This window comes from Nocardia sp. NPDC059154 (assembly GCF_042755705.1).
Taxonomy (GTDB): domain Bacteria; phylum Actinomycetota; class Actinomycetes; order Mycobacteriales; family Mycobacteriaceae; genus Nocardia.
In genome coordinates, this window is the sequence record NZ_JBHZCS010000028.1 from 53,083 (window position 1) to 77,447 (window position 24,365).

Below are 24,365 nucleotides of genomic sequence, written 5' to 3' on the forward strand. Positions count from 1 at the left end.
GTGCCATCCCGCCGGCACGGCACGCACGACGGACTGCAAGCCGAATCACCTGCGCCGCTTGTCAATTCCCGATTCCGCGGGGGCACCGGCTCTCGGCCCCGGCGTCACCCTCGCCCCGCCGACATGGTGGTGGCGGCCGCGCGGACCTAGACTCCGATCATGACCACCGACGCCACCCCGGAACTGGTCGTCTACCGCCGCCCGGGTTGCCCTTACTGCTCCCGCATGCGCCGAGTGCTCAATCGCCACGGCATCGTCCACCGCGAGGTCGACATCTGGCAGGACCCGGAGGCGGCCGCCTTCGTCCGCTCGGTGGCCGACGGCAACGAGACCGTCCCCACGGTCGTCCTGCGCACTGGCGACTCCGAACGGAACTGGGTGAACCCGCATCCCAAGCAGCTGATCGCCACCGTGACCGCGGACGCTCCGAGCCTCACGGGCGGCCCGCGAAAGTTCTGGTCGTTCTAGCCGGGAATCCTTGGCGGGCAACGAATCTCATCGTGACATAGAGTCGCACCGCGACGCGGAGAGCCCGCCGCGATCATGGAATCGCGGCGGGCTCTCGGTTGTCCGGCGGGCGTCAGCCCAGCAGGCGCCAGTCCTCCAGGCCGTCGTACAGCGGGAAGTCCTGCGCCAGCGTGGAAACGCGCTGACGCAGCGAGTCCAGGTCGGCGGAGCCGGTGAGGGCGGCGGCGATGATGTCGGCGACCTCGGTGAACTGCTCGTCGCCGAAGCCGCGGGTGGCCAGCGCCGGGGTGCCGATGCGCAGGCCGGAGGTGACCATCGGCGGGCGCGGGTCGAACGGAACGGCGTTGCGGTTCACGGTGATTCCGATTTCGTGCAGCAGATCCTCGCCCTGCTGGCCGTCCAGCTGCGAGTTGCGCAGGTCCACCAGCACCAGGTGCACGTCGGTGCCGCCGGTGAGCACGGTGATGCCCTTGGCCTTGGCGTCGGGTGCGGTCAGGCGCTCGGCGAGGATCTTGGCGCCGGAGATGGTGCGCTCCTGGCGCTCCTTGAACTCCGCGCTGCCGGCGATCTTGAAGGCCACGGCCTTGGCGGCGATGGCGTGCATGAGCGGGCCGCCCTGCTGACCGGGGAAGACCGCGGAGTTCAGCTTCTTGGCGAATTCCTGCTTGGCCAGGATCAGACCGGAGCGGGGGCCGCCCAGGGTCTTGTGCACGGTCGAGGACACCACGTCCGCGTGCGGCACCGGCGACGGGTGCAGCCCGGCCGCGACCAGACCGGCGAAGTGCGCCATGTCGACCCACAGGTAGGCGCCGACCTCGTCCGCGATCTCGCGGAAGGCGGCGAAGTCCAGGTGCCGGGGGTACGCCGACCAGCCGGCCACGATCACCTTCGGGCGGGTGTCGCGGGCGATCTTGCGCACCTCGTCCATGTCGACGCGGTGGTCTTCCTTGGCGACGCCGTAGGCGTGCACCTCGTACAGCTTGCCGGAGAAGTTCAGGCGCATGCCGTGGGTGAGGTGACCGCCGTGCGCCAGATCCAGGCCGAGCAGCTTCTCGCCCGGGTTCATCAGCGCCATCAGCACCGCGGCATTGGCCTGCGCGCCCGAATGCGGCTGGACATTCGCGAATTCCGCGCCGAACAGCTCCTTGACGCGGGCGCGGGCCAGATCCTCGACGATGTCGACGTTCTCGCAGCCGCCGTAGTAGCGGCGACCCGGGTAGCCCTCGGCGTACTTGTTGGTGAGCACGCTGCCCTGCGCCTGCAGCACCGCGCGCGGCACGAAGTTCTCCGAGGCGATCATCTCGAGGGTGTCGCGCTGGCGAGCGAGTTCGCCGCCCATCGCGGACGCGACCTCGGGATCGAGTTCGGCGAGGGACTGGCTGTTGACAGAGGCGCTCGTCTGGGTCACGCCGCCGAGTCTATTGGCCGCTGCCACGGAGCCGATCCGGGGGTTCTCTGTCTCGTTCATCGCGCACCTCCGTTGTCCGGGTACCCCGAATACGGTTCGGGGGTCGCCAGGCACCCAGGCGCGCGGTGCCGGACTTCGGTGCTTCCCGGTGGTTGCTTCCACCTCGAGTGCGCCAGTCGCGGTCCGGTCATCCTATCCCGCGACCGGCGGAGACCATCCGCCGGTCGCCACGCGCGGACGAATCGTGCCCAGGAAATTGGGGGCAGAGGAATCGTCGGCGCAGGAGAGACGACCGAATAGCCGCGAGCGGTGGACATCACTCCGCAATCAGGCTATGGCAGAGCAACAAATCTCGGTAAGGTGACGCAACACTGGCCTCTTTGGGCCAGTGTCCTTGGCCCATCCCAAATTTCGAGGTATTCATCACCATGACGCTGTTCAACATCGCGACCGGCAGCCCCACCGACTTCCTCTTCACCATCCTGAAGACCCTGTGCACCATGTCGAGCGGCGGCGCCTCCTGCGCCTCCTGGGGCGCGTAAACCGCGGTCACGACATCGGGGAGTACCCCTCACAGCCGGCGGATCGCGCCGGGTGTGAGGGGTTCGTCCAAGAGACGGCGAAAACGCTCGGACCGGCCTTCCGGATCGGCTGCCCGGTCCAGCCACCCTCCCAGCAATCGATATCCCTCCACATATGTGGAGATATAGGCCCGCCACAGCGGCGATGACAGGAATCGCAGCGATTGCGCGGCCCGCTCCGGGGTGACCAGACTCCAGCGCTGCAGAAATTCCGACACCTCGCCGGCATCCCGCCGGCGATCGTGCAGCAGCAGCGCGGCATCCTGGCGCACGCTCAGCAGATTCGCGGACGCGTTCGAAATCCTTTCGGCGCGTTCGCCATCGAAGCGCAGCCCCAGGTCCGCGTAGATCTCCTGCGCCCAGCGGCCCCAGCCCGGGCCGACGATCGACTTCAGGGCCAGATCGGCCAGCCCCTCCGCCATCAGGCACTGCGGGGTGTTCACCAGGAACAGCGTCTGCTCGGCCTGCCCCGCGCCCACCAGCCCGGCCTCTTTCCGGCAGTGCTCGGTGTGATGACCCGGGTAGGCCTCGTGCGCGATCAGATGCGGCAGCTGTGACATGTGCTGCTTGAGATCGGAATTGATGGCCACCCGGGATTGGTAGTTGCCCAGGTAATAGTTGAAGCCCGACCACGGCTTGTCACCCACCACTTCGTATTCCACGTGCTCGTTGTCCGGCAGCGGATAGCGGTCGCGGACGAGTTCCCGCAGCGCACCGGAGAAGGCGGCCACGCATTCCTTCAGGCGTTCGGGCGGAATCTCGTCCTGGCGGCGGTGCACGGTAATGCGGTCGAGCAGTTCGCCGTCACCGGGCAGCACCTCGTCCAGCTGCCGGTGCGCCTCGCGGTAGTTCTCGGTATCGCCGGGGGTGATATCCACGTCGAAGTAGGCGCGGACCTCGTCGACGAAGTTGATGTCCTCGCCGGCGAATTTGCGGCCCGAGCATTCCATCGCGCGCAGGTGCGCCTCCAGGAATTCGACGCGCTCCGCGGGGAGGCCCGCCTCGGGCAGTTCCTTGCGCAGTGCGGCTGCCCGGTGCGCGATATCACGCGGCTCCGGCGCGGGCGCGTTCTCCACCTCGCGGCGCAGGCCGGGATCGCCGGTATAGGCGTCCACGAAACCCTCTTCGAGCCGGTCGAATGCCAGACCCAGCCGCAGATATTCAGTGACCAGTGGATGCGCTGCCATAGTCCGACCCTATGCGATCCGATCGCTCCGGGCGGGGCGGATCAGGCTGTCGCACAACCTCACCGGACACGCCCGACCACTGAGATGTAGTCCATCTCACTCTGGTTACCCGTCAGTAGCAACACCTGGTGTTCACCCCGATGTTGGAGCCGAGCACAATTCGGCTATGCGTGGAGTGTTGGCCGGATCGCCGGGCACGGCGACGATGCGGCTTCCCGAGAGCTGTTGTTGTCGGCCGGCCCGAATGCGGGGACACGAGTCTCGAGTGCGGGGACACGAATAATGGCGCGGATGAGCGAGCCCAGCCCCTACGTGGAATTCGACCGCAAGCAGTGGCGCACACTGCGCAAGTCGACTCCCCTGGTCCTCACCGAGGAAGAACTGGTCGGCCTGCGCGGTCTGGGTGAGCAGATCGACCTCGAGGAGGTGGCCGAGGTCTACCTCCCCCTGGCCCGTCTCATCCACCTCCAGGTCGCGGCCCGGCAGCGCCTGTTCGCCGCCACCGCCACCTTCCTCGGCGAGACCCACCCGGACCGTCAGGTGCCGTTCGTCATCGGCGTGGCGGGCTCGGTGGCCGTCGGCAAGTCCACCACCGCGCGTGTGCTGCAGGCGCTGCTGGCGCGCTGGGACCACCATCCACGGGTGGATCTGGTCACCACCGACGGATTCCTGTACCCGACAGCCGAACTCACCCGGCGCGGCATCATGCACCGCAAGGGCTTCCCGGAGTCCTACGACCGGCGCAAGCTGCTGCGCTTCGTCACCGAGGTGAAATCCGGTGCGCACGAGGTGTGCGCGCCCGTCTACTCGCACATCGCCTACGACATCGTGCCCGGCGAATACCACTGCGTGCGCCAGCCCGACATTCTCATCGTCGAGGGCCTGAACGTGCTGCAGACCGGGCCGCGGCTGATGGTGTCGGACCTGTTCGACTTCTCGGTCTATGTCGATGCCCGCATCGAGGACATCGAGAATTGGTACGTGCAGCGCTTCCTGTCGCTGCGCAAGACCGCCTTCCAAGATCCGGATTCGCACTTCCACCACTACGCGAACTTCAACGACCAGGAAGCCACCAACCAGGCCAAGGAAATCTGGCACAACACCAACCGCCCGAATCTGGTGGAGAACATCCTGCCGACGCGCCCGCGCGCGACGCTGGTGCTGCGCAAGGACTCCGACCACTCCATCAACCGGCTGCGACTCCGGAAACTCTAGAATCCCGGGGTCGACGGGTCAGAGCCGCCAGGCCGCGTCCAGCCGTGCGGCGACATCGATATCGGTGGCCGCCTGGATGTGCGGTTTGCGGATCTCCGTGGCGATATAGCGCGCGACGAAGCGCCGGATCTCGTGGTCGACGCTGGCGAGAATGCGCAGCAATTCTCCGCGGCGGGTCGCGCTGGCGACATTGATGCGGACATTGCTGGGCTGCGGCTCGTCGATTTCGATGAGCACCCGCAGCGGCTCCGCGGTGCGGACGGTCAGGTGCAGATGAATGGTGCCGTCCACCCGGAACGGATACCGATCCACCGCCAGGTCGATGAGCAGGTCGACCTTGAGCGGGATCACCAGGTCGAACGAAATCAGGTCGTCCACTTCGCGATTCAGCCGTGGCCGCCCGAGCCGCACGGTGGCCGAGAGTTTCGCGAGCTTGCCGGGGCCCGCCCCGATCGGCCCGAATTCGAACGCCTCCCCCGTGAGCTTCTCGAACGCCCCGGCTATCCGCTCGGTGGAGGCGGCGTATTCCAGGAATCGGCGGCCGAAGTCCTCGTAGCTGATGTACGGCACCGCCACGACCTGGCTCTCGGCCGGGCCACTCAGCCCTTCACGCAGCTCGCTCATACTCCCCGACGGTACTGCAGCGACCGTCCCGCGAACACGGAAGCCATTGCACTGCAATGGAACCGTTGATTCGCCGTGTTCTACACCCCGAAGCGGCGGTGCCGCGCCGCGTAATCGCGCAGGGCGCGCAGGAAATCCACGCGCCGGAATTCCGGCCAGTACGCCTCGGTGAACCAGATCTCCGAATACGCGCTCTGCCACAACAGGAATCCCGACAGCCGCTGCTCGCCGGAGGTGCGGATGACGAGATCGGGGTCGGGCTGGCCGGAGGTGTAGAGGTGCTGGCCGATGGCGTCGACGGTGATGGACTGGACCAGATCCTCGCCGGTCTCGCCCGCGTCCATCTCCTGGCGGACCAGCGAGCGCACCGCGTCGGCGATCTCCTGGCGGCCGCCGTAACCGATGGCGACATTGACGTGCACGCCGGTGCGGCCCTCGGTGCTCTTGGCCGCCTCGCTCAGGCGCCGGGCGAACTCGGCGGGCAGTTGATCGAGGGCGCCCACGATGCGGACGCTCCAATTCTGTTCCGGCGCAGAGAGTTCGTCGACGACGTCGGTGATGACCTCGAAGAGGGTCTCGAGCTCGTCGGAGTCGCGGCGCAGATTCTCGGTGGAGAGCAGGTAGAGGGTCACCATCTCGATGCCCGCCTCGCCACACCAGCCCACGAGTTCGGCGATCTTCAGCGCACCGACTCGATGGCCATGGCTGATATCGCTGAACCCGTTCTCCCGCGCCCACCGCCGGTTGCCATCGCACATCACGGCGACGTGCCGGGGATGTTGTTTGCCAGCCAGCTGCCTGGACAGCCGTGACTCGTATATGCGATATGGGAGTCCACGCACCTGACTCGCAATCTTCACGGCCGCAACCCTACGCCCCCGGAACGAATGGCGGAGCGACCGGGACAGACCAGCGAAACACCCGGGGCCCGTCGTGACGACAGCCACTATGAGGGGTAGCCCGCCGCCAACCTACGCTACCGTAGGTTACCGAGGAGGCAACTAATGGCCGAGGCAGTACAGCCGGTCGATCCGGCGGTGGGGCTCATCGAAACCGTCCGCGAGGAACTGGAACTCGTCAGGCCCCGCATGCGCGGATGGATTCACGCCTGGGCCGTGGGCGTCGCCGCCATCGCGGTGATCGTGCTGGTGTCGGTGGCGAGCACCGTGTCGGCGAAGGCCGCCTGGTCGACGCTGGTCTACGGGATCACGGTGTGCGGGGTTTTCGGGATCAGCGCGACCTATCACCGGGTGAACTGGAAGACCGCGCGGGCCCGCATGTCGATGAAGCGGGCGGACCATTCGATGATCTTCCTGTTCATCGCGGGCAGTTACACGCCGTTCGCCCTGCTCGGAGTGCGTGGCAGCGCCGGGACCATCCTGCTGGCCATCGCGTGGGCGGGGGCGCTGGCGGGGGTAGCGCTGAAGATGCTGTGGCCCACCGCCCCTCGCTGGCTAGGGGTGCCGCTGTACCTGCTGCTGGGGTGGGCCATCGTGCCGGTGGCCGGGACGCTCATCGGGCATGTCGGCTGGACGCCGGTGATCTTGCTGCTCGCGGGCGGTATCGCCTACAGCGTGGGCGGGATCCTGTACGCGTCGCGCTGGCCGGACCCGTGGCCGGAGGTCTTCGGGCATCACGAGTTCTTCCACGCGGCAACGGTGGTCGCGGCGCTGTGCCACTACGTTGCCATCTGGTTCGTGCTGTTGCGCTGATCCGAGCAATTACTCACAAACGTGCAATCCGAGGCGAACGTTCTCTAAAGTCTGCGACGTGACCAGCAGACTCATCCTGTGGGCGCTGCGGGCGCCGGGGGGTCTGTCTGCTGTCGTCATGGCGTGCAATCTCGGTGGCCTCGCGGTGATCACCACCGAACTCTTCCTGAGTGGTTTCCTGAGCCGGCTCGGACCGGACTGGATGGCCACCTTCATTCAGGTGTCGATCTATCCGGCCATCGGCGCGCTGGTCGGCATCATGCTCGCGGTGCGGGATCGGCACCACTACTTCAGCTGGCTGGACCAGCGCCGGCCACCGACCGAGGTCGAGGCGAAACGGCTGCTGCGGCTGCCGGTCGCGATCACCGGACGGGCCCTGGCCATCTGGCTGCCAGGTGTGTTCGTGGCCGCCTTCGTCTTCGCGCACGCCACCGAGGACCGCAGCTTCCCGGTGGTGCTGTCGATGTTCACCCTGGGCGGGCTGGAGTCGGCGGCGCTGACCTTCCTGATCGTGGACCGGCTGATCCGCCCGACCATTCCGGTGGTGGCCGAGGTGCTGGACGAGACCGCGCACTGGAGCAATACCGTGCTGGCCCGGGTGCTGGTCACCTTCGCGGTGGCGGGCGCGGTGCCGCTGTTCATGTTGATCACCGTGCTGGCCGACCCGTCCACCGATGCCCAGGACCGCATCCGGACCGGGATCTACATGGCCATCGTCGGCCTGTCCGCGGGCGCGGTGGCGACGGCGGCGCTGGCCCGGGCGGTGGCGACGCCCATGCACACGCTGCGCGACGCGCTGGACCGGATCGCCCGCGGCGATCTCGACGCCCGGGTGACGATCAACAGCACCAGCGAGATCGGGCGGCTCGAGCATTCGGTGAACGAGCTGGCCGCCAATCTCAGTGAGCGCGAGCGCATGCGGACCGTCTTCGGCCGGCACGTGGGTACCGAGGTGGCCGAGCGGGCGCTGTCGGGCAGCCCCAGCCTGACCGGCGACATGCGGGTGGCGACCGCGCTGTTCGTGGACGTGACCGGGTCGGTGGCCATGGCCACCGAGCTCGCCCCGCACGATTTCGTGGCCAAGCTGAATCGACTGCTGTCCATCGTGGTGGCGGCCACCGAGGACAATCAGGGCCTGGTCAACAAGTTCGAAGGCGATGCCGCACTGTGCATTTTCGGCGCGCCCATCGCGCTCGACGACAATGCCACCCCGGCGCTGCGGGCCGCCCGCCGCATGCGCGACGAGGTGGCCGCGCTGGGCGAGCTCGATGTGGGCATCGGCATCGCGCGCGGACTGGTGTTCGCCGGCGATGTCGGCACCGACACCCGGCTGGAGTTCACCGTCATCGGCGACGCCGTCAACGAGGCCGCCCGCCTCACCACCGAGGCCAAACTGGTGCCGCGCCGCATTCTGGCCAGCCAGGCGGTCATAGACGCCGCCTGCGACGCCGAGCGCACGCAGTGGATCCTGCACGACACTCTCCACCTCCGCGGCCGCAAGGAACCCACTCCGGGCTGGACCGACGTGGTGTCCCCCGCAGCGCCCCACCGCAACGGCAGTGCCCCGCAGGCCGGCCCCCGACCGGCCGCACCCCCATCTTCGGAGTCCGCCGGCCGGGCCGCGGATCGCTAATCATCAACCCGCGCAAGAGTCGGTCCCGCGCCCGGCGGGACCTGGCAATACTCCGGTGAGAAACATGAACCGAACACCTCCGGGACTGTATGGCCGCCCGCTCCGGGCGGCAACGGATTAAGCACCGGCAGCACGGCCGGGCTCGGCCCGTCGAATCGCGGTGTCGTACCTGAGGACTGGGCGCATGTCGTACTCGCGGGGGATTCGGTGCGGCCCGGGACGCCGGACAGTAGCGCTATGAATGAAATCGGCGCGTTCGAGCGGACCTCGGCGGCGGTGTGGGCGCGGCCGCAGCGGGCGGTACTGGCTTATCGAGCGATCGTGGTCGCGCTGATCGCGGGCGTGGCCGAGACATTGGGACGCGTCGCGCTCGCCCTCGATGAGCCCGGGGTCCACGTGGCCGGCATCGCACTCGGGCTGCTGATCCGGGCGGCGATCTATCTGACGGTCTTCGCGCTGGCGGCCCGCATGCTGGCCGGAAACCTGTGGGCGCGATGGATTCTCGTGGTGGGGTTGGGCACGCTCGGCCTGGCCTCGCTGGCGGTCGAGCCGCTGCGGGCAGCGCTGAGGGCCGAGCACCTCGGCGACCTCTTCACGCACTGGACCCCGAATGCGGTGATACTCGGGCTGTTTCGCGCCGCCCACATCATCGCGGTGCTGGTCGCGGTGCCCGCCGCGGTCATGGCCGGGCACCGCGTCGACAGCGCGACCTGAACGCCGACCGTGCCGTCAGCAGCGATCAGGCGGTGGGCGGGGGCAGCAGGCCGGCGCGCACATCCTCGACCGTGGTGACCGGGAGGTCGCAGACCGAACCGCGGCAGATGTAGGCGGCGGAGGTGTCGCGCACCGGGGGCCGGTCGGCCAGCAGCGGCTGGGAGCCGACAGGGCCGGACACGATCACCGATCCGCCCGGTGCGGCGGCACGGGCGGCCGCCACCAGCGTTGCGGCCCCGCCGGATTCGCCGTCCGGGCCCTCCACCACGGCCACCTGGATCGGACCGCGCAGGGCGGCCTCGGCGACGGCGAGCCAGTGGCCGGCCGAGCGGGGCGCGCGAGCGAGCAGCACCGCACCCCGGGTCAAGGTGTGATCGGCCAGCTGCCGGTAGCGGTCGGCCCGCTGCGGGTCGGCGAGGGCGGCCGCGGTGAGCAGTGCCTCCGCGAGAACCGAAGTGCCGGAAGGGGTTGCGCCGTCCAGCGGGTCGCGCGGCCGGGTGAGCAGGGTCTCGGCGTCGTCGGCGGTGTCGAACCAGCTGCCGGAGGTTTCCGGATCGGCGAAGTGGGTGATGGCGGCGTCCAGCAGATCCTGCGCCGCGTCCAGCCAGTCGCCCTCGGCGGTCTGGTGCAGCGTGAGCAACCCCAACGCCAGCCACGCGTAATCCTCCAGCACGCCCGGAGCCGCGCCGGGCACACCGCCCAGCGAGGCGCGGCAGACGCGGCCAGCGGTCATATGGGTGTCGAGCAGGAAGCGGGCGCATCGGACGGCGGCCGCGATCCACTCCGGATGTCCGTGTGCCGCACCGGCTTCCGCGAGCGCTACGATGGCCATGCCGTTCCAGGCGGTGACCGCTTTGTCGTCCCGCTCCGGCTGCGGGCGGCGCGCACGGGCGGCGGACAGCTTCGCCCGGATGGCCTCGAACCGCTCGTGATCGGCCGGTTTCGGATCGGTGTACCGGGTCAGCACCGAGGTGCCGTGCTCGAAGGTACCCGCCGTGGTGACATTGAAAACCTCTGCCGCCCAGGCGCCGTCGAGCGCGCCGAGCACACCGTTGAGTTCGGCGGGCGTCCACACGTACGTGGCTCCCTCCACGCCCGGCCCGCCCGGTTCGAGGTGGGTGTCCGCGTCCAGCGCCGAGGCGAAGGCCCCCTGCTCGGTGCCGAGGTCCGTCAGCAGGAATTGCACGGTCTCGCGAGTCACCCGCAGCGCCAGCGGTTCCCACGCATCGGTCGCACGCGCACCGGCCGACTCGTCGTACCCCCGCCGCGCCAGATGCGCGTACACGCGCAGCAGCTGGGCATTGTCGTAGAGCATCTTCTCGAAGTGCGGCACCACCCACGCCGCATCCACCGAGTACCGGGCGAACCCGCCCCGCAGCTGGTCGTAGATGCCGCCGCGCGCCATCGACTCGCAGGTGAACGAAACAGACTGCAACACAGTCGGATTGCCGGTCAGCTCGTAATGCCGGAGCAGTCCCTCCAGCAGGGCCGACGGCGGAAACTTGGGCGCACCCCCGAACCCGCCGTGCTGCCCGTCCACATCCTTCAACACCGCGCCGACCGCATGCTCGAGCAACTCCGGCCCGACCCCGATCTCCGCATCCGGCAACCCCGCGGTCTGTTGCCGCAGCGCGTCGGCCACCTGCGCCGCCGCCGTGTTCACCTCGTCGCGCCGGTTCCGCCAGGTCTCGCTCACCGCCGTCAGCACCTGCGTGAACGACGGCATCCCGTGCCGCGGCGTCTTCGGGTAATACGTCCCGCAGTAGAACGGCTCCCCCTCCGGCGTCAGGAAGCAGGTCATCGGCCACCCACCCTGCCCCGTCATGGCCACGGTGGCATTCATGTACACCGCATCCAGATCAGGCCGCTCCTCCCGATCCACCTTGATACACACGAAGTTCTCGTTCATGACCGCTGCCGTGGCCTCGTCCTCGAACGACTCGTGCGCCATCACATGACACCAGTGGCACGACGCGTACCCGATCGACAGCAGAATCGGCACATCCCGCTCGGCCGCCTCGGCCAGCGCCTCCGCATCCCACTCCCGCCAGTGCACCGGATTGCCAGCATGCTGACGCAAGTAAGGCGATGTCGCGCTGCCCAATCGGTTCATATCCCCACCCTTCCACACCCGGCGCGCACGCAACACGACCCAGACGCACCTCGCGCGGATCGGGATCAGTGGGCGAGCCAGCTGCCGAAGCGGCGGGTGAGGAACAGCATGACGATCCACACGGTCGGGGGCATTGACGGGGTCGTCGATCGCCTGCAGAACGCGGAACTGCCCGGCCGTCCGGCGGATGTGCGACCAGTCGAAATCGTCCTTGAAGAATTCCGCGAGCAGGTCGTAGCCGACCTCGTGCACCGACGCCGAGACCAGGACCACGCCGGCGAAAACCCCGGTGCCCGGGTCGTGTCCTTCGAGCATGCGCAGGACATTGACCGCGCCGATGCTGTGACCGACGAGCACGATATCCCGGGTCGGATTGGTCGCCGAGGTGCACACCGCAACCGGCTGGGTCGACGAGCCCGCCGCTGCCTGAATACCGCTCTGCTACTGTGCGCCGATGGCCGGGCTGATGGCGGTGCCGCCGCTCACATCGACCACATTGGCGGTGATCCAGCGGGCGTCCTCGGAGGCGAGAAAGGCCACCACATCGGCGATATCGGCAGGCTGCCCCACCCGGCCCAGCGCGGTCATGGCACTGATGCCGGCCCGCACCTGCGGATGGCCATCGAAAAAGGCGGCCATCCCCTCGGTCTCGGTCGCACCGGCGGCCACCGCGTTCACGGTGATACCGCGCGGACCGAGCTGTACCGCAAGGGTTTTGGTGAGCACATCGATCGCCCCCTTGCTCATCGCGTAAGCCACCTGCGACGGGGCCGCCACCCGCGGTGCGCACGAGGAGATGTTGACAATGCGACCGCCATCGCGCAGCAGCGGTATCGCCCGCTGCGAAATGAACAGCGGCGCAGACACATTCACCGCGAAGAGACTGTCCACCGCAGCCGGGGTCAGCTGCTCGATCGAGCCGTTACCACCGCCGCCGCCCGCATTGTTCACCAGAATGTCCAGCCGTCCGTCCGGCAGGCTCTTCGTCAGATCGGCGAACAGCGTGTCGATTCCGGCCGGCGTGCTCAGGTCGGCGCGGATGGCGAACGCCTGCCCGCCCGCCGCTCCGATGTCCGCCACGGTCTTCGCCGCCGCTTCGTCATCGTGTCCGTAGTGCACCGCGACCACCGCGCCGTTCGCCGCCAACCGCAGGGCAATGGCGCGGCCGATTCCGCGAGAAGCGCCGGTAACGAGGGCGAACTTGCCGATCTGAGACATTGGAACTCCTGTGCTCGGGTTTGTTTCCTTGACACAGACGTTCGCCGACCGCGCTCACCAAACCCTCACCGCGTGCTCACCGACGGTGCCCAGCAACGCCGGCCACGGGGTAGACACGGCCGTGCCGGATAGCGCGTCGAGCGGTTCTGCCTCTCGACGGCGAGCAGCCTCGCAGAGCCGAGTGGACAAATGCTCCCGTGGCGGTGGGGCGGGCGCTGCCAACCTCCCCGCCCCGCAGTGTCTTACGGGCGATAGTGGTCCCATGGGTAAAAGTGCGACGGTCGCGGCCGCTTTCACACCTCTGTTGCGACTCGCGTTCGGGTCGCAGCCGCCATTGCGGTTCGAGTTCTGGGACGGGAGCGCGGTGCAGCCCGACGGCGACCATCCCGGCACGATGCGGATCCGGTCGAAGAATGCGTTGAGCCATATGGTCTGGGCCCCAGGCGAACTCGGCCTGGGCCGCGCCTTCGTCGCCGGCACCGTGGACCTCGACGGCGATATCTTCCAGATCCTGCGAGCCCTGCAGTCCGCGGTGCCCGGTGATACCCGCCTCGGCGTCGCCGGTGCCTGGCAGGCCGTCGGTGCGGCCTGGCGGCTGGGTGCGCTCACCCACCGCCCGAAGCCGCCGCCCGAGGAGGCACGGCCTCCGCGCGGACCGCGGCACACCCGTCACCGCGACGCGGCGGTGATCAGTCATCACTACGACGTCGGCGACGACTTCTACCGCCTCGTCCTCGGGCCGGGCATGACCTACTCGTGCGCACGGTTCGCCGCCGCGGACGACGACGGCCGGGCTGCCGTGGACGCCACCCTCTCGCTCGAGGACGCCCAGCGCGCCAAACACGATCTGATCTGCCGCAAACTCGGCCTGACCGAGCGTCCCGGAATGCGCCTGCTGGATGTCGGGTGCGGGTGGGGCTCGATGGCCATGCACGCGGCCTCGGTCTACGGCGCGCAGGTCGTGGGCGTCACGATCAGCGGAACGCAAGCCGAACTCGCCCGCAAGCGCATCGTCGAAGCCGGGCTCTCCGCCACTGTCGAGATCCGGCACACCGACTACCGCGACCTGCGCGGCGAGCAGTTCGACGCCATCTCCTCGATCGGCATGTTCGAACACGTCGGCGCGAACCGCGCCGCCGAATACTTCGACACCCTGCGCGCCTTGCTCCGTCCCGAAGGCCGCCTGCTCAACCACGCCATCTCTTCGGCCGGTGGATCCAGGATTCGCGCCCGATCCTTCATCGGCCGCTATGTCTTCCCCGACGGCGAACTTCTCGACGTCGGGGAGGTCGTATTGGCAATGGAGCGAGCCGGATTCGAGGTCCGAGACGTCGAAGCCCTGCGCGAGCACTATGCCCTCACCCTCCGCAGGTGGGTCGCCAACCTGGAAGGCGCCTGGGATCAGGCGGTCTCACTGGTAGGCGAAGGACGCGCCCGAATCTGGCGCATCTATATGGCCGCCTCCGCCCTGGGATTCGAAGACGGCGGCCTCGGCCTCCACCAGGTCCTGGGCGTGGTCCCGGGCCCCCGAGGACGCTCGGGTCTCCCCGCCACCCGCCGCGCCTGGGGCTAGGCCATGTTGTTGCTGTGTCGGGATCGCGGCCCGCCGCGGACGCCACATCGCCAGGGACACTGATGGTTTCACGCACCGATACCCGCCCGGTGCCCACATCGAGGGCACGATCAGCATCCGAACGCAAGTCGCTCGGTGCGTCGTGACCGCCGACTCGACATGCCACGTGCCGTGCCCCACTCGGCCCGTCGCCGGGCGGCCAGGAAACAGCGCATGGGGAGACGATCAACTGGCCGGCCGCATTTTGTTTCGGGCAACGATCCGGAAACGATGTGCACACCGTAGGGTGAGCAGCAGAAGTAGTCGGCACGAGTCATTCGGATTCGTTAACCCGGCCAACCGGCGGGAAGTGTTCATATGACCCCTGCACGACAGACCACCCTCCGCCATGAGCAGAGCGGATTCAGCGCGGCACGTGCCGCCGAGAAGGCCGCAAACGAGAAACAGAACGCCATGGCCGCCCACACCGTCGCGGGTCACGCCCTCGATGCCGCGGACTGCGCACACCTGCTCCAGATGCTCGGCCTCGACGCCGGGAACCAGGAGGAGTAGCGGTCGACGGATGTGGGTCGAGATCCGCGATAGGCTCATTGGTTTTGTTCTGCCAACGCCTCGGCACCCACTCCCGCCGATCCACCGGATCATCGGCGTGCTGACCAGCGGTCAGCGTGCCTTCTTCTGGTTGCGCAGCTCTGTGCGCGCCAGTGCGCTCTTGTGCACTTCGTCCGGTCCGTCGGCGAACCGTAAGGAGCGGATGCTCGCGTAGGCGGCGGCCAGCGGGAAGTCCTGGGACAGGCCGCCGGCGCCGAATACCTGGATGGCCTTGTCCCGGATCCACTGCACCGTGGCCGGGGTGGCGATCTTGATCGCTTGGATCTCGGTGTGCGCGCCCTTGTTTCCGACCGTGTCCATCAACCATGCGGTCTTCAGCACCAGGAGCCGAAGTTGCTCGATACGGACCCTGGACTCGGCGATCCAATCCCGCACCACGCCTTGCTCGGACAGCGGTTTTCCGAATGCGACCCGTTCATCCGCCCGCGCGCACAGCAGCGCGAGCGCACGCTCGGCGACGCCGATGGACCGCATGCAGTGGTGGATACGGCCTGGTCCGAGCCTGGCCTGCGCGACGGCGAACCCGTCGCCCTCGTCAGCGATGAGGTTCTCGACCGGGACCCGCACATCGGTGAACGAGAGTTCCGCGTGGCCGCCGTGGTCATGGTCGTCGTAGCCCAGGACGTGCATGGGCCGATGGATCTCGAATCCCGGGGTATCCCGCTCGACCAGAATCATCGACTGCTGGCGGTGTCGCTGGGCGGACGGGTCGGTCTTGCCCATCACGATGAAGATCTTGGCGTTCGGGTTCATGGCGCCGGTGATCCACCATTTGCGGCCATTGATGACGTACTCGTCGCCGTCCCGTTCGATCCGGGTCCCGATATTGGTGGCATCGGAGGAGGCCACGTCCGGCTCGGTCATCGCGAAGGCGGAGCGGATCTCGCCCTCGAGCAGCGGTTCGAGCCACTTCTCGCGCTGTGGTCCGCTGCCGAAGAGCGAGAGCACCTCCATGTTGCCGGTGTCGGGGGCGGCGCAGTTCAGCGGACCTCGTGCAACGCGTCGAGACCGGCCTCGAGCAACGGGTGGATCGCCGCGCCGAGTTCGTCGAACCCCGCACCGACCGTCTGGCCGTTGAGATACCGGAAATGAATACCCTCGAGGATCGCGGCCAGCTTGAACGAAGCGAGACCGAGATAGAACCCGAACCGCGACAGGTCACGGCTGCTGGCCCGGGCGTAGCGTTCGATGATCTCCTTCTCATCGAGGAAGCCCGGAGCCGAAGCCGCATCGGCGACCACCGCACCACCGAGCAATTCGCCGAGCCGGTGATAGGTGAGCATCAGCGCCAGGTCGGTCAGCGGGTCGCCGAGCGTCGCCATCTCCCAGTCGAGCACCGCGGTGACCCGATCGCCGGAGTCGACGAGCAGATTGTCGAGCCGGTAGTCACCGTGCACGATGCCGGTGGCCGACTCCTCCGGCACGTCGGAGGCCAGGCGCTCGTAGAGGGCGTCGGCCGCGGGGAGATCCCGGCTGTACGAGGCGTCGAGCTGTTTCTTCCAGAGATGCACCTGGCGTGCGAGATAGCCCTCCGGCTTGCCGAATTCGGCAAGGCCGACCTCCGACGGGTCCACCCGGTGGAGCGCGGCCAGTGTGTCCACCAGATGCGTCGAGATCACGCGAGTGCGTTCGACGCCGAGCGACTCCAGCTCCGCGGCCCGGCGGTAGGGCACACCGGCGCAGCGCTCCATCACATAGAAGGGTGCGCCGATCACGGCGTCGTCCTGGCACAGCGCGTACACCATCGGCACCGGCACCGCGGTCTGCTGCAGCGCCCACATCACGCGGTACTCGCGGGCCATATCGTGCGCGGTGGCCAGCACGTGGCCGAGCGGTGGCCGGCGAACGATCCAGCTCGACGCGCCGTCGGTGACCTCGTAGGTCAGATTGGACTTGCCCCCGGCGATCAGGGACGCCCGCAATCGGCTTCCCGCACAGGGGATCTGGGCGGAGAACCAGGTACCGAGTCGCTCGAGGTCCAGGCCCGGGGGCGCCGGGACGTCCAGGTCGGGAAGCTGTCGGTTGTCAGACATTGATGGCACCCGCCGTCCGGAAGAGCCCGGCGTCACCCAGCCGCTGCCCGCCATCGATGACGAAGGTCTCCCCTGTCACCCAGCTCGCCGCGTCCGAGACGAGGAACGCGATGACGGAGCCGACGTCTTCGGGCTCACCGATCCGCGACAACGCGGTGGCCGAATTCAATTGGCCCTCTTGCTCTTTCCACAGCGCTTCGGCCAATTTCGTCCGCACCACGCCTGGCGCAACGGCATTCACCCGCACCCGCGGCGACAACTCGAGCGCCAATTGCTTGGTGAGATGGATCAGTGCGGCCTTGGATGCGTTGTACACACCGAGGTTCGCCTCGAAACCCATCCCGCCGATCGACGCCGTATTGACCACGACGCCCCCGTGCTCCCCCATCCATGCGCGGGTCGCCAGCGAGGTCCACAGGATCGGCGCCCACAGGTTCACTTCGAAGGTTTTGGCGAAGCGGGCGTAGTCCTGGTCGCAGACCGGTCCATAGGCCGGGTTCGTCGCCGCATTGTTGACCAGGATGTCGACGCTGCCGAACCGTTCCAACGCCGCGTCGATGCAGCACCGGGCATCGTCCTCGTCGGCCGCGCGCGCGGCGAAACCGATTGCATTGCCGCCGATTCCGGCCGCCGCGGCATCCGCGGATTCCTGCCCGCGCGACGTCACGACCACGTTGCCGCCCGCTGCCGCAATCGCTTGCGCCGCCGCCAGACCGATGCCGCGGGAGGCGCCGGTGACGATCGCGGTCCGGCCGGTGAGATCGAATCGGCTGGTGCCAGCGCCGGTTCTGTTGTAAGTCTGCAAGATCATCCTCTGTGTCGAATTCGGATGGCTGTCGCCGCGGGTGCCACGCCGCGCCTGTCAGCGCCAGTGATGGTGTCGAGAACCCGGTCGCTCATGCGAGCACTCCCGACTGTCGGAGCAGGGCCTTGAACTCGCCGTGATGACGTAGTTGAGAGACGAGCGTGGCGACCAGAATGAGCAGGGCACAAGCCAGCGTGACCACGTAGCCCACCGTGTAGAGAGATGCCGTCGGCAGGTGGGTGACCGGGTCGGTGTCGGCGCTGAGCACGCCGGTGATCAATGCGGAGCCGAAGGCAATGCCGATCGCCATCGTGGTGCCCGCCATGCCCGCGGCCATCCCGGCCTTGCGTTCCGGTACGAGCAGCTGCGGCACCGCGAAGGCGCCGCTGTATCCGGCGCGACTGCCGAGTCCGATGAGGGCGGCGCCGACGAGATACTCCCACCACTGCCGATGAGCGACGACCAGAAATGCGAGCCCGAAAGCGGAGATCGACGCGCCGAGGACGAGCACCTCGCCCGGACGACCCTTGGCGACACGTTTCTCCGCGACCTTGCCGCTGATGAACATCGTCAGGGCGAAGGGAAGCATCAGCAGGCCGGTGCCCAGGGCATCGACGCCGAGCCCGTAACCGGCGCCCCTCGGTGTCTGCGTGTAATAACTGACCAGCAACAGGAACCCGGCGTCCACGGCACCGAACAGACCCGCGGACAGCAACGCGACCCCGACGAACGGCATCTTGAGCAACTTCAGATCGAAAACCGCTGTTGCCGAACGCCGTTGCGCGCGCATCCAGGTGATTCCCCCGACGATCCCGGCCACCAGCGGAACCAGCACGACATCGCCCCACACCAGTCCCTGGGTGAAGGTGAGGAGCACGGCAGTGAGCCAGCCGAGCATCCAGACGGTGCCGAAAACACCGATCTTGCCGGCCGATTCCGGCTTCGCGGACGGGACGATGACCATCAGGGCCACCGTCGTCGCCGCGGAGACCAGTACCAGGATCCAGAAGAAGCTCGCGATCGACAGGCTGCGGACCGTCAGCCCGCCGCCGATCATGCCGGCGACGACACCCGTGCCGGTCGCCATGATCAGGACGCTGACGGCGGTCGAGACCTTGCTTCCGGGAAGGTGCCGGCGCAGGAATCCGATCGGCAACAGCTGCGCCGAGCTGCCGAATCCCAGTAGGGCACAGCCGAGAATGATTGTGGGGTACGAGTTTCCGATAGCCGGGATCAGCGCCCCCAGTGTCAGGATGCTGCCCGACAGCAGTGCGGTGGTGCGGTCGCTGAGGACGTCGGCGAGCCGTGGAAGCAGGACGAATCCGGCACCGCCGCCCAGCGTCAGGGCCGTGAAGATCCAGGTCTCATCCGAGAGGCCGAGTGCGAACTTCGCCTGCATCAACGGCAGCAGCGGCGGCAGCATGAACGTGACCGCGTTGGTGACGGTCGCCAGGAGTGCCGCGACGCCGATGAGCGAGAGACGCTTCGATGCGGCGCTCGGTGGTGGTGGTGTCATCAGGCTGGCGATATCGAACGCCTGGTGATTGTGGGCCATCGTTTTCTCCAAGGAACGTCGCCAGCTGTCTCAGCAAATTCGAATACGATTCGATTTCGAAGTAAGCTAAGTCACGATCCATCGCGTGTCAATGGGCTCCACGGAGGGCATTGACGGACCCGCCGGCCGACTCCATACTCAAACTCGAATTTAGTTCGACTTCAAGGTATCGAAGCTGCCTCGGCACACCGCGTGTACCCCCGTGCATCCCAGCCCCAGGAGATTTGACAAGCATGATCATCAAGCGCAATGGGCGCTCCACGGAACACCGCTCGAGGCACGTCGACGTCCTGGTCATCGGCGCCGGGATCTCCGGGATCGGCATCGCCCACCATCTGAAATGCGAACGCCCAGGGACGTCCTTCGCAATCCTGGAGGCGCGCGAGGAGATCGGCGGCACCTGGAGCCTGTTCCGCTACCCGGGAATCAGATCCGACTCGGACATGCCCACCTTCGGCTACAGCTTCAAGCCGTGGACCAGCCCCCTGTCGATCGCCGAAGGGCCGTACATCCTCGAATACCTGCGCAAGACGGCCGAAGAATGCGGGATCCGCGAGCGAATTCGCTTCGGCCACAAGGTGGTTGCCGCCGACTTCGACACCGGCTCAGGGCTGTGGACGGTAACGGTCCACCGGACCGGCAGTCGGCGTCCCGCGACCTTCACCTCGCGCTTTCTGTTCCTCAGCACCGGCTACTACGACTACGAGTCCGCCTTCGTCCCCGACTTCGAGGGCATCGGTGAGTTCAAGGGACGGGTCGTCCACCCGCAGTTCTGGCCCGACGACCTCGTCTACGCCGACAAGCGCGTAGTGGTGATCGGCAGCGGCGCCACGGCCGTCACCCTGATCCCGTCGATGACACCGCTGGCCAAGCACGTCACCATGCTCCAACGCTCGCCGAGCTACGTGCTCTCGGCCCCTGCCGTGGACGTCACCACCCACCTGCTGAACAAGGTCGTCGGACCGGAGCGGGCACACCGGATCAGCCGGCGCAAGAACATCGCACTCGGCCGGGGACTCTTCAAAGCGAGCAAGCTGGCGCCCGGGCTGATGCGCAAGCTGCTCATCGCACAGGTTCGGGCTCAGCTGCCCATGCACTTCGACGTCGACACGCATTTCACGCCGCGCTACAACCCGTGGGAACAGCGCCTGTGCATGGTGCCGAACGGCGATCTGTTCAAGGCCATCTCCTCGGGGAAAGCGTCGGTGATGACCGACCACATCGACAGGTTCACCGAGAACGGCATTCTGCTCCGGTCGGGCCAAGAGCTGGCCGCGGACGTGGTCGTCACGGCCACCGGACTCAATATGCTCCCGTTCGGCAAGATCACCCTCAGCGTGGACGGGCAGCAGGCCCATCTCCCGGACCTGGTCGCCTTCAAGGCGATGATGCTCTCGGGGATTCCCAACCTCGCCTACGCGGTCGGCTACAGCAATCTCTCCTGGACCCTCAAAGTCGAGCTGGTTGCCGAGCACTTCTGCCGATTGCTGGACCACATGAAGACTTTCGGCTACGACACCGTCGTCCCGGTCCTGGACAATCCGGGGATGGAGCGGTTCCCGATCCTGGATCTCCAGGCGGGCTACGTCAACCGCGGAATCGGCGCGTTCCCCCGGGCCGGTGACGAGGGGCCATGGACCCTCGAACATGTCTACGAGAAGGACGTCGAGCGCCTACGCCGCGGGCCCGTCGACGATCCTGCCCTCCATTTCACCACCGTGCGCAAGCCTGCCTTCGCCCGAACCGGGAGCCGGTGAGAAAGCGATGACGAATTCGATGACACGCAAAGAACTCTCATTCACCAGTCACGGAATCACCTGTGCCGCATGGCATATCCCCGCCACGAGCACTGCCTTCGAACGGCGTTCCGGGCGGCCGTGTGTTGTCCTGGCACACGGATTCGGCGGAACCCGGGACACCGGCCTGCTGTCCTACGCCGAGTCGTTCGCAGCAGCCGGGCTGGACGCATTCGTCTTCGACTACCGCGGATTCGGCGATTCGGAAGGCACGCCACGACAGCTTATTTCGTACCGCGGGCAACGTCAGGACTACCACGCCGCGATCGACGCTGCGCGCCGCCTACCCGGCGTCGACCCCGATCGAATCGCCCTGTGGGGCACGTCGTACTCGGCGGGCCACGCGATCGCGGTCGCCGCACAGTCACGACGGATCGCAGCCGTGGTCTCGCTGACACCGGCTACCGACGGCCTGGCCAGCCTCGCCTCGATCGCACGCAAGGACGGGGTCGGCCGCCTGGCTCGTCTCGCAGCACAGGGACTCGCCGATGCGGCGACCGTGATCACCGGCGGCCGGCCTCGGATGGTGCCCATCGTGGGACAACCCGGCAGCACGGCGATGATCACCGTGACGGGCGCGGAAGAGGCCTATACGTCATTCGCCGGACCTACGTGGCGCAACGAGATCGGTGCCCGCCATGCACTCGAGGTCGCCCGCAACCGACCTACGATCTACGCCGAACAGGTGACCTGCCCGGTACTGGTCCAGATCGGCGAGGCCGACCGTGTCGTCCCGGTCGCCGCGGCCCATCGCATGGCTCGGAAACTCGGCGATCACGCCGTCGTCAAGGAATACCCGGTCGATCACTTCGATGTCTATGACGGTGTGTGGCAACGACGCGCGCTCACCGATCAGCTCGAGTTCTTCGGCCGGGTTCTCCGCTGATAATGTGTCGAATTGTGATCGACTTTCCGGCTGAGGGCAGTATCCATGGCTGAGACTGCCCGCTCCCCCAAGCGTTCGGCTTCGACAAGGAAGCCGAGCACGAAGGCCGCGCCGGCGACCGATCGCATCCGCGCGAACAAGCACCAGGCACCCGCACGCCCGGACGCCGTCCTGCAGCGCCGCGGCGCCGAACGCGTCCAGGCCATCCTCGACGCGGCGGAGACTCTGCTCGCCGAAGAAGGCTACGAGGCCGCGACCCTCAAGGCCATCGGCGAGCGGGCCGGTATCCCGATCGCGTCGGTCTATCACTACTTCTCGGACCGCCACCAGGTCGACACCGAGATCATCGGTCGCCACATTGCCGAACTGGATCAGCAGCTCTCGAAGTCGCTCGACGGCGACGTGCGGCTGGACTCGGTACAGGATGTCGTCGATGCGGTGATCGATCCGATGCTCACCTATTTTCGTACCCACCCGAGCTGCGTTCAGCTGTGGTTCTCCGGGCGTAGCGATGCGGTGGCCGAACTCGTGCAGTCCTTCGACGAATCGACTGCCGAGCGAATGCTTCAGCTGGGCGTCCAACGCGAACTGCTCCGGCAGGACACGCCCCCGCTGGTGATTCAACTGGCTTTCGAGGTCGGCAACCGCCTGTTCGACGTCGCATTCCGCCGGACACCGAACACCGGCGACGACGCCACCATCGCCGAGGCACGCCGCCTGCTCGGTCTCTATCTGCAGTCGTACGCGCCGGAGTCCGAGCGTCCGGAGAACTGACCTCCCCCAACACCTTTCGCACCGCGCGGCGGCCTGGAGCCAGGTAACGCCCCGCGGTCCGCAGTCGCGCCCCGATCAACCCTCGTAAGGCTGCAACCTCCGAGCTGACGATGCGCCGAACCCGCGATCCGACCGGCTACGCAGTCTTCGATCCTTCATTCAGATCCCGGCACCTCCCCCATTGACATAGATCACACTTCTTCTTAATGTCGAACACGATTCGAGTTCTATTTCAACTCGATGATCGGCCGAACGGAGAAGGTCATGGCAGGCGATCACAACGAGGTGCGAAACGTCGACGTTGTCGTCGTCGGCGCCGGACTCTCCGGCCTCACCGCCGCCCACCGGCTGGTACAGAAGGGGCGCTCGGTGGCGGTCCTGGAGGCCGGTGACCGCGTCGGCGGGCGCACGCTCAACCTCGACGTCGCCGATGGAGTCATCACCGAAGGCGCACCCGAGTTCGAGGGCTACCTCGAGGGCGCCGTCCGCGCGGCCGAGCGCGCCGTGGGCGAGGCCCTCACCACGCACTGACACTCGCCGGCCCACTCGTCGGAGAGCCGCCGCCGCAGCAGCTGAAAGTCCGCCATTTACAGGGACTTCAGCGGAACGGAGGTTCCAACGCTCAACCAGTTCTAGTCGGCAAACAAATCAGCAGAACACACGACGACCCCAGCGTTGCCGCTCGATAACCCTGCGGCACTGTTCAATTCGCGCTTCTTGGAAGGTTCGGTTCACCGATGAGGAAGATCACCGCCTACACCGTCGCCGCCGTCGTCACGCTCGGCGTGCTCACCAACAATATACCCGACTCCAATGCCGCTCCGGCGCAGCCGATCCCGGCCCCGGCCGGCCCGGTCGATGCGCAGCAGGCCGGCATCCCCTGGACCGCCGACCGCGTCGGCGACTCCGTGGTCGTCAAGACCGATCTGGGCTCACTGGCCACCGACGACGGCCAGTTCCAGGTCCTCGACTCGACCGGAAAGGTCGTCGCCGGGCTGCCGCTGAGTTACGACATGCGCGGCCTGCGGTTCCCGATCGCAGCGAAGATCGACGGCAATACCGCCACCCTGACCCCGAACACCGACCCGACCGCGGCCGCCCCGGTCGACATGATCACCCTTCCTGCCGATCCGCTGAAGCCGGTCGATGCCCAGTTCGACGCCGATCTAGGCCGGGCGGCCGCCCAGTTCGGCCTGGCCACGGGCGTCGGGACCCTCCTCGGCACCATCGTCGGACTCGGCGGTGGCTGCATCCTGGGCGCGGTCGTCGGCGCCGCCCTGATGACCCCGATCTTCGTCCCCGGCTGGGTCGGCAGCTGTATCGCCGGTGCGGCGATCGGTACCGCGCTGGGGGCGGCGGCAGGCATCATCCTGCTGGGCGTGCCGGTGGGTATCGCCTCGGCGATCCAGTTCTTCCAGATGGAGAACGCACCGGCTCCCGTGCCCTGACAGCCCTATG

General features: G+C 67.5%; 20 protein-coding genes and 2 pseudogenes. 12 read left to right on the plus strand and 10 right to left on the minus strand.

Going from position 1 to position 24,365, the window contains the following annotated elements; translation table 11 throughout:
- Positions 1-159 precede the first annotated feature (159 nt).
- Complete coding sequence (locus ACFXN1_RS24015; protein ID WP_379441798.1) at positions 160-468, plus strand: glutaredoxin domain-containing protein; 309 nt, start codon at positions 160-162, stop codon at positions 466-468.
- A 112-nt stretch (positions 469-580) separates the two neighbouring features.
- On the opposite strand, the gene glyA is transcribed toward ACFXN1_RS24015, so the two are convergent.
- Both glyA and ACFXN1_RS24025 read right to left on the minus strand, forming a co-directional pair.
- A complete protein-coding gene (gene glyA, locus ACFXN1_RS24020; RefSeq protein ID WP_354833434.1) occupies positions 581-1,876 on the minus strand; it encodes a serine hydroxymethyltransferase in 1,296 nt (431 codons plus the stop codon).
- Positions 1,877-2,447: 571 nt separating this feature from the next.
- A complete protein-coding gene (locus ACFXN1_RS24025; RefSeq protein ID WP_379441797.1) occupies positions 2,448-3,644 on the minus strand; it encodes a DUF885 domain-containing protein in 1,197 nt (398 codons plus the stop codon).
- A 282-nt stretch (positions 3,645-3,926) separates the two neighbouring features.
- Between ACFXN1_RS24025 and coaA the strand changes: the two genes are divergently transcribed.
- Positions 3,927-4,859: a type I pantothenate kinase gene (gene coaA / locus ACFXN1_RS24030; protein WP_379393790.1), complete on the plus strand. Its 933-nt coding sequence runs from the start codon at positions 3,927-3,929 to the stop codon at positions 4,857-4,859.
- Between the two features lie 18 nt (positions 4,860-4,877).
- Here coaA and ACFXN1_RS24035 read toward each other — a convergent pair whose 3' ends face one another.
- Both ACFXN1_RS24035 and ACFXN1_RS24040 read right to left on the minus strand, forming a co-directional pair.
- The gene (locus ACFXN1_RS24035) at positions 4,878-5,483 is read right to left on the minus strand and encodes a hypothetical protein (RefSeq protein ID WP_379441796.1); all 606 of its coding nucleotides are present in this window, start codon (positions 5,481-5,483) and stop codon (positions 4,878-4,880) included.
- A gap of 80 nt (positions 5,484-5,563) precedes the next feature.
- Positions 5,564-6,343 (minus strand): isoprenyl transferase, encoded by a 780-nt coding sequence (locus ACFXN1_RS24040; protein ID WP_354833426.1) that lies wholly within the window; start codon positions 6,341-6,343, stop codon positions 5,564-5,566.
- A gap of 144 nt (positions 6,344-6,487) precedes the next feature.
- Here ACFXN1_RS24040 and ACFXN1_RS24045 point away from each other — a divergent pair, with 144 nt between their 5' ends.
- From ACFXN1_RS24045 to ACFXN1_RS24055, 3 genes are all read left to right on the plus strand, one after another.
- The gene (locus ACFXN1_RS24045) at positions 6,488-7,195 is read left to right on the plus strand and encodes a hemolysin III family protein (RefSeq protein ID WP_379441794.1); all 708 of its coding nucleotides are present in this window, start codon (positions 6,488-6,490) and stop codon (positions 7,193-7,195) included.
- Positions 7,196-7,253: 58 nt separating this feature from the next.
- Positions 7,254-8,828: an adenylate/guanylate cyclase domain-containing protein gene (locus ACFXN1_RS24050; protein ID WP_379393784.1), complete on the plus strand. Its 1,575-nt coding sequence runs from the start codon at positions 7,254-7,256 to the stop codon at positions 8,826-8,828.
- Positions 8,829-9,065: 237 nt separating this feature from the next.
- Positions 9,066-9,542, plus strand: a complete 477-nt coding sequence (locus ACFXN1_RS24055; RefSeq protein ID WP_379441793.1) for a hypothetical protein — start codon at positions 9,066-9,068, stop codon at positions 9,540-9,542.
- 25 nt (positions 9,543-9,567) lie between these two features.
- On the opposite strand, the gene ACFXN1_RS24060 is transcribed toward ACFXN1_RS24055, so the two are convergent.
- Both ACFXN1_RS24060 and ACFXN1_RS24065 read right to left on the minus strand, forming a co-directional pair.
- The gene (locus ACFXN1_RS24060) at positions 9,568-11,655 is read right to left on the minus strand and encodes a thioredoxin domain-containing protein (protein WP_379441801.1); all 2,088 of its coding nucleotides are present in this window, start codon (positions 11,653-11,655) and stop codon (positions 9,568-9,570) included.
- 441 nt (positions 11,656-12,096) lie between these two features.
- Positions 12,097-12,873, minus strand: a complete 777-nt coding sequence (locus ACFXN1_RS24065) for an SDR family NAD(P)-dependent oxidoreductase (protein WP_379441792.1) — start codon at positions 12,871-12,873, stop codon at positions 12,097-12,099.
- Between the two features lie 262 nt (positions 12,874-13,135).
- Between ACFXN1_RS24065 and ACFXN1_RS24070 the strand changes: the two genes are divergently transcribed.
- Complete coding sequence (locus tag ACFXN1_RS24070; protein WP_379441790.1) at positions 13,136-14,446, plus strand: class I SAM-dependent methyltransferase; 1,311 nt, start codon at positions 13,136-13,138, stop codon at positions 14,444-14,446.
- Between the two features lie 357 nt (positions 14,447-14,803).
- Complete coding sequence (locus ACFXN1_RS24075; RefSeq protein WP_379441789.1) at positions 14,804-14,998, plus strand: hypothetical protein; 195 nt, start codon at positions 14,804-14,806, stop codon at positions 14,996-14,998.
- A 111-nt stretch (positions 14,999-15,109) separates the two neighbouring features.
- On the opposite strand, the pseudogene ACFXN1_RS24080 reads toward ACFXN1_RS24075, so the two are convergent.
- The 4 genes and pseudogenes from ACFXN1_RS24080 to ACFXN1_RS24095 all read right to left on the minus strand — a co-directional run.
- Positions 15,110-16,078, minus strand: a pseudogene (locus ACFXN1_RS24080) (acyl-CoA dehydrogenase family protein); the annotation flags it as partial.
- Complete coding sequence (locus ACFXN1_RS24085) at positions 16,039-17,091, minus strand: phosphotransferase family protein (RefSeq protein ID WP_379441788.1); 1,053 nt, start codon at positions 17,089-17,091, stop codon at positions 16,039-16,041. The pseudogene ACFXN1_RS24080 and the gene ACFXN1_RS24085, both read right to left, overlap by 40 nt.
- Positions 17,084-17,902: an SDR family oxidoreductase gene (locus ACFXN1_RS24090; protein WP_379441786.1), complete on the minus strand. Its 819-nt coding sequence runs from the start codon at positions 17,900-17,902 to the stop codon at positions 17,084-17,086. The genes ACFXN1_RS24085 and ACFXN1_RS24090 overlap by 8 nt, the downstream gene beginning before the upstream one ends.
- An 85-nt stretch (positions 17,903-17,987) precedes the next feature.
- Positions 17,988-19,451 carry an MFS transporter gene (locus ACFXN1_RS24095; RefSeq protein ID WP_379441785.1) on the minus strand — a complete coding sequence of 488 codons (1,464 nt, stop codon included), beginning with the start codon at positions 19,449-19,451 and terminating at the stop codon, positions 17,988-17,990.
- 233 nt (positions 19,452-19,684) lie between these two features.
- Between ACFXN1_RS24095 and ACFXN1_RS24100 the strand changes: the two genes are divergently transcribed.
- The 5 genes and pseudogenes from ACFXN1_RS24100 (at position 19,685) to ACFXN1_RS24120 (ending at position 24,355) form a co-directional block, all read left to right on the plus strand.
- Positions 19,685-21,208 carry a flavin-containing monooxygenase gene (locus ACFXN1_RS24100; protein WP_379441783.1) on the plus strand — a complete coding sequence of 508 codons (1,524 nt, stop codon included), beginning with the start codon at positions 19,685-19,687 and terminating at the stop codon, positions 21,206-21,208.
- 19 nt (positions 21,209-21,227) lie between these two features.
- Positions 21,228-22,133, plus strand: coding sequence for an alpha/beta hydrolase (locus ACFXN1_RS24105; protein WP_379441782.1), 906 nt, complete (start codon positions 21,228-21,230; stop codon positions 22,131-22,133).
- Positions 22,134-22,178: 45 nt separating this feature from the next.
- Positions 22,179-22,907, plus strand: coding sequence for a TetR/AcrR family transcriptional regulator (locus tag ACFXN1_RS24110; protein ID WP_379441780.1), 729 nt, complete (start codon positions 22,179-22,181; stop codon positions 22,905-22,907).
- A 264-nt stretch (positions 22,908-23,171) separates the two neighbouring features.
- Positions 23,172-23,349, plus strand: a pseudogene (locus ACFXN1_RS24115) (FAD-dependent oxidoreductase); the annotation flags it as partial.
- A gap of 295 nt (positions 23,350-23,644) precedes the next feature.
- Positions 23,645-24,355, plus strand: a complete 711-nt coding sequence (locus tag ACFXN1_RS24120) for a hypothetical protein (protein ID WP_379441779.1) — start codon at positions 23,645-23,647, stop codon at positions 24,353-24,355.
- The last annotated feature ends 10 nt before the right edge of the window (positions 24,356-24,365 follow it).

Bases quoted from the DNA above. Each gene is read 5' to 3' on its own strand.
- ACFXN1_RS24015 (WP_379441798.1), top strand. From the start codon at position 160: ATGACCACCGACGCCACCCCGGAACTGGTCGTCTACCGCCGCCCGGGT.
- ACFXN1_RS24100 (WP_379441783.1), top strand. From the start codon at position 19,685: ATGATCATCAAGCGCAATGGGCGCTCCACGGAACACCGCTCGAGGCAC.
- ACFXN1_RS24045 (WP_379441794.1), top strand. From the start codon at position 6,488: ATGGCCGAGGCAGTACAGCCGGTCGATCCGGCGGTGGGGCTCATCGAA.
- ACFXN1_RS24025 (WP_379441797.1), bottom strand. From the start codon at position 3,644: ATGGCAGCGCATCCACTGGTCACTGAATATCTGCGGCTGGGTCTGGCA.
- ACFXN1_RS24035 (WP_379441796.1), bottom strand. From the start codon at position 5,483: ATGAGCGAGCTGCGTGAAGGGCTGAGTGGCCCGGCCGAGAGCCAGGTC.
- ACFXN1_RS24060 (WP_379441801.1), bottom strand. From the start codon at position 11,655: ATGAACCGATTGGGCAGCGCGACATCGCCTTACTTGCGTCAGCATGCT.
- ACFXN1_RS24090 (WP_379441786.1), bottom strand. From the start codon at position 17,902: ATGATCTTGCAGACTTACAACAGAACCGGCGCTGGCACCAGCCGATTC.
- ACFXN1_RS24120 (WP_379441779.1), top strand. From the start codon at position 23,645: ATGAGGAAGATCACCGCCTACACCGTCGCCGCCGTCGTCACGCTCGGC.
- ACFXN1_RS24105 (WP_379441782.1), top strand. From the start codon at position 21,228: ATGACACGCAAAGAACTCTCATTCACCAGTCACGGAATCACCTGTGCC.
- ACFXN1_RS24070 (WP_379441790.1), top strand. From the start codon at position 13,136: ATGGGTAAAAGTGCGACGGTCGCGGCCGCTTTCACACCTCTGTTGCGA.
- ACFXN1_RS24085 (WP_379441788.1), bottom strand. From the start codon at position 17,091: ATGTCTGACAACCGACAGCTTCCCGACCTGGACGTCCCGGCGCCCCCG.
- ACFXN1_RS24075 (WP_379441789.1), top strand. From the start codon at position 14,804: ATGACCCCTGCACGACAGACCACCCTCCGCCATGAGCAGAGCGGATTC.
- coaA (WP_379393790.1), top strand. From the start codon at position 3,927: ATGGCGCGGATGAGCGAGCCCAGCCCCTACGTGGAATTCGACCGCAAG.
- ACFXN1_RS24065 (WP_379441792.1), bottom strand. From the start codon at position 12,873: ATGTCTCAGATCGGCAAGTTCGCCCTCGTTACCGGCGCTTCTCGCGGA.
- ACFXN1_RS24095 (WP_379441785.1), bottom strand. From the start codon at position 19,451: ATGGCCCACAATCACCAGGCGTTCGATATCGCCAGCCTGATGACACCA.
- ACFXN1_RS24055 (WP_379441793.1), top strand. From the start codon at position 9,066: ATGAATGAAATCGGCGCGTTCGAGCGGACCTCGGCGGCGGTGTGGGCG.
- ACFXN1_RS24110 (WP_379441780.1), top strand. From the start codon at position 22,179: ATGGCTGAGACTGCCCGCTCCCCCAAGCGTTCGGCTTCGACAAGGAAG.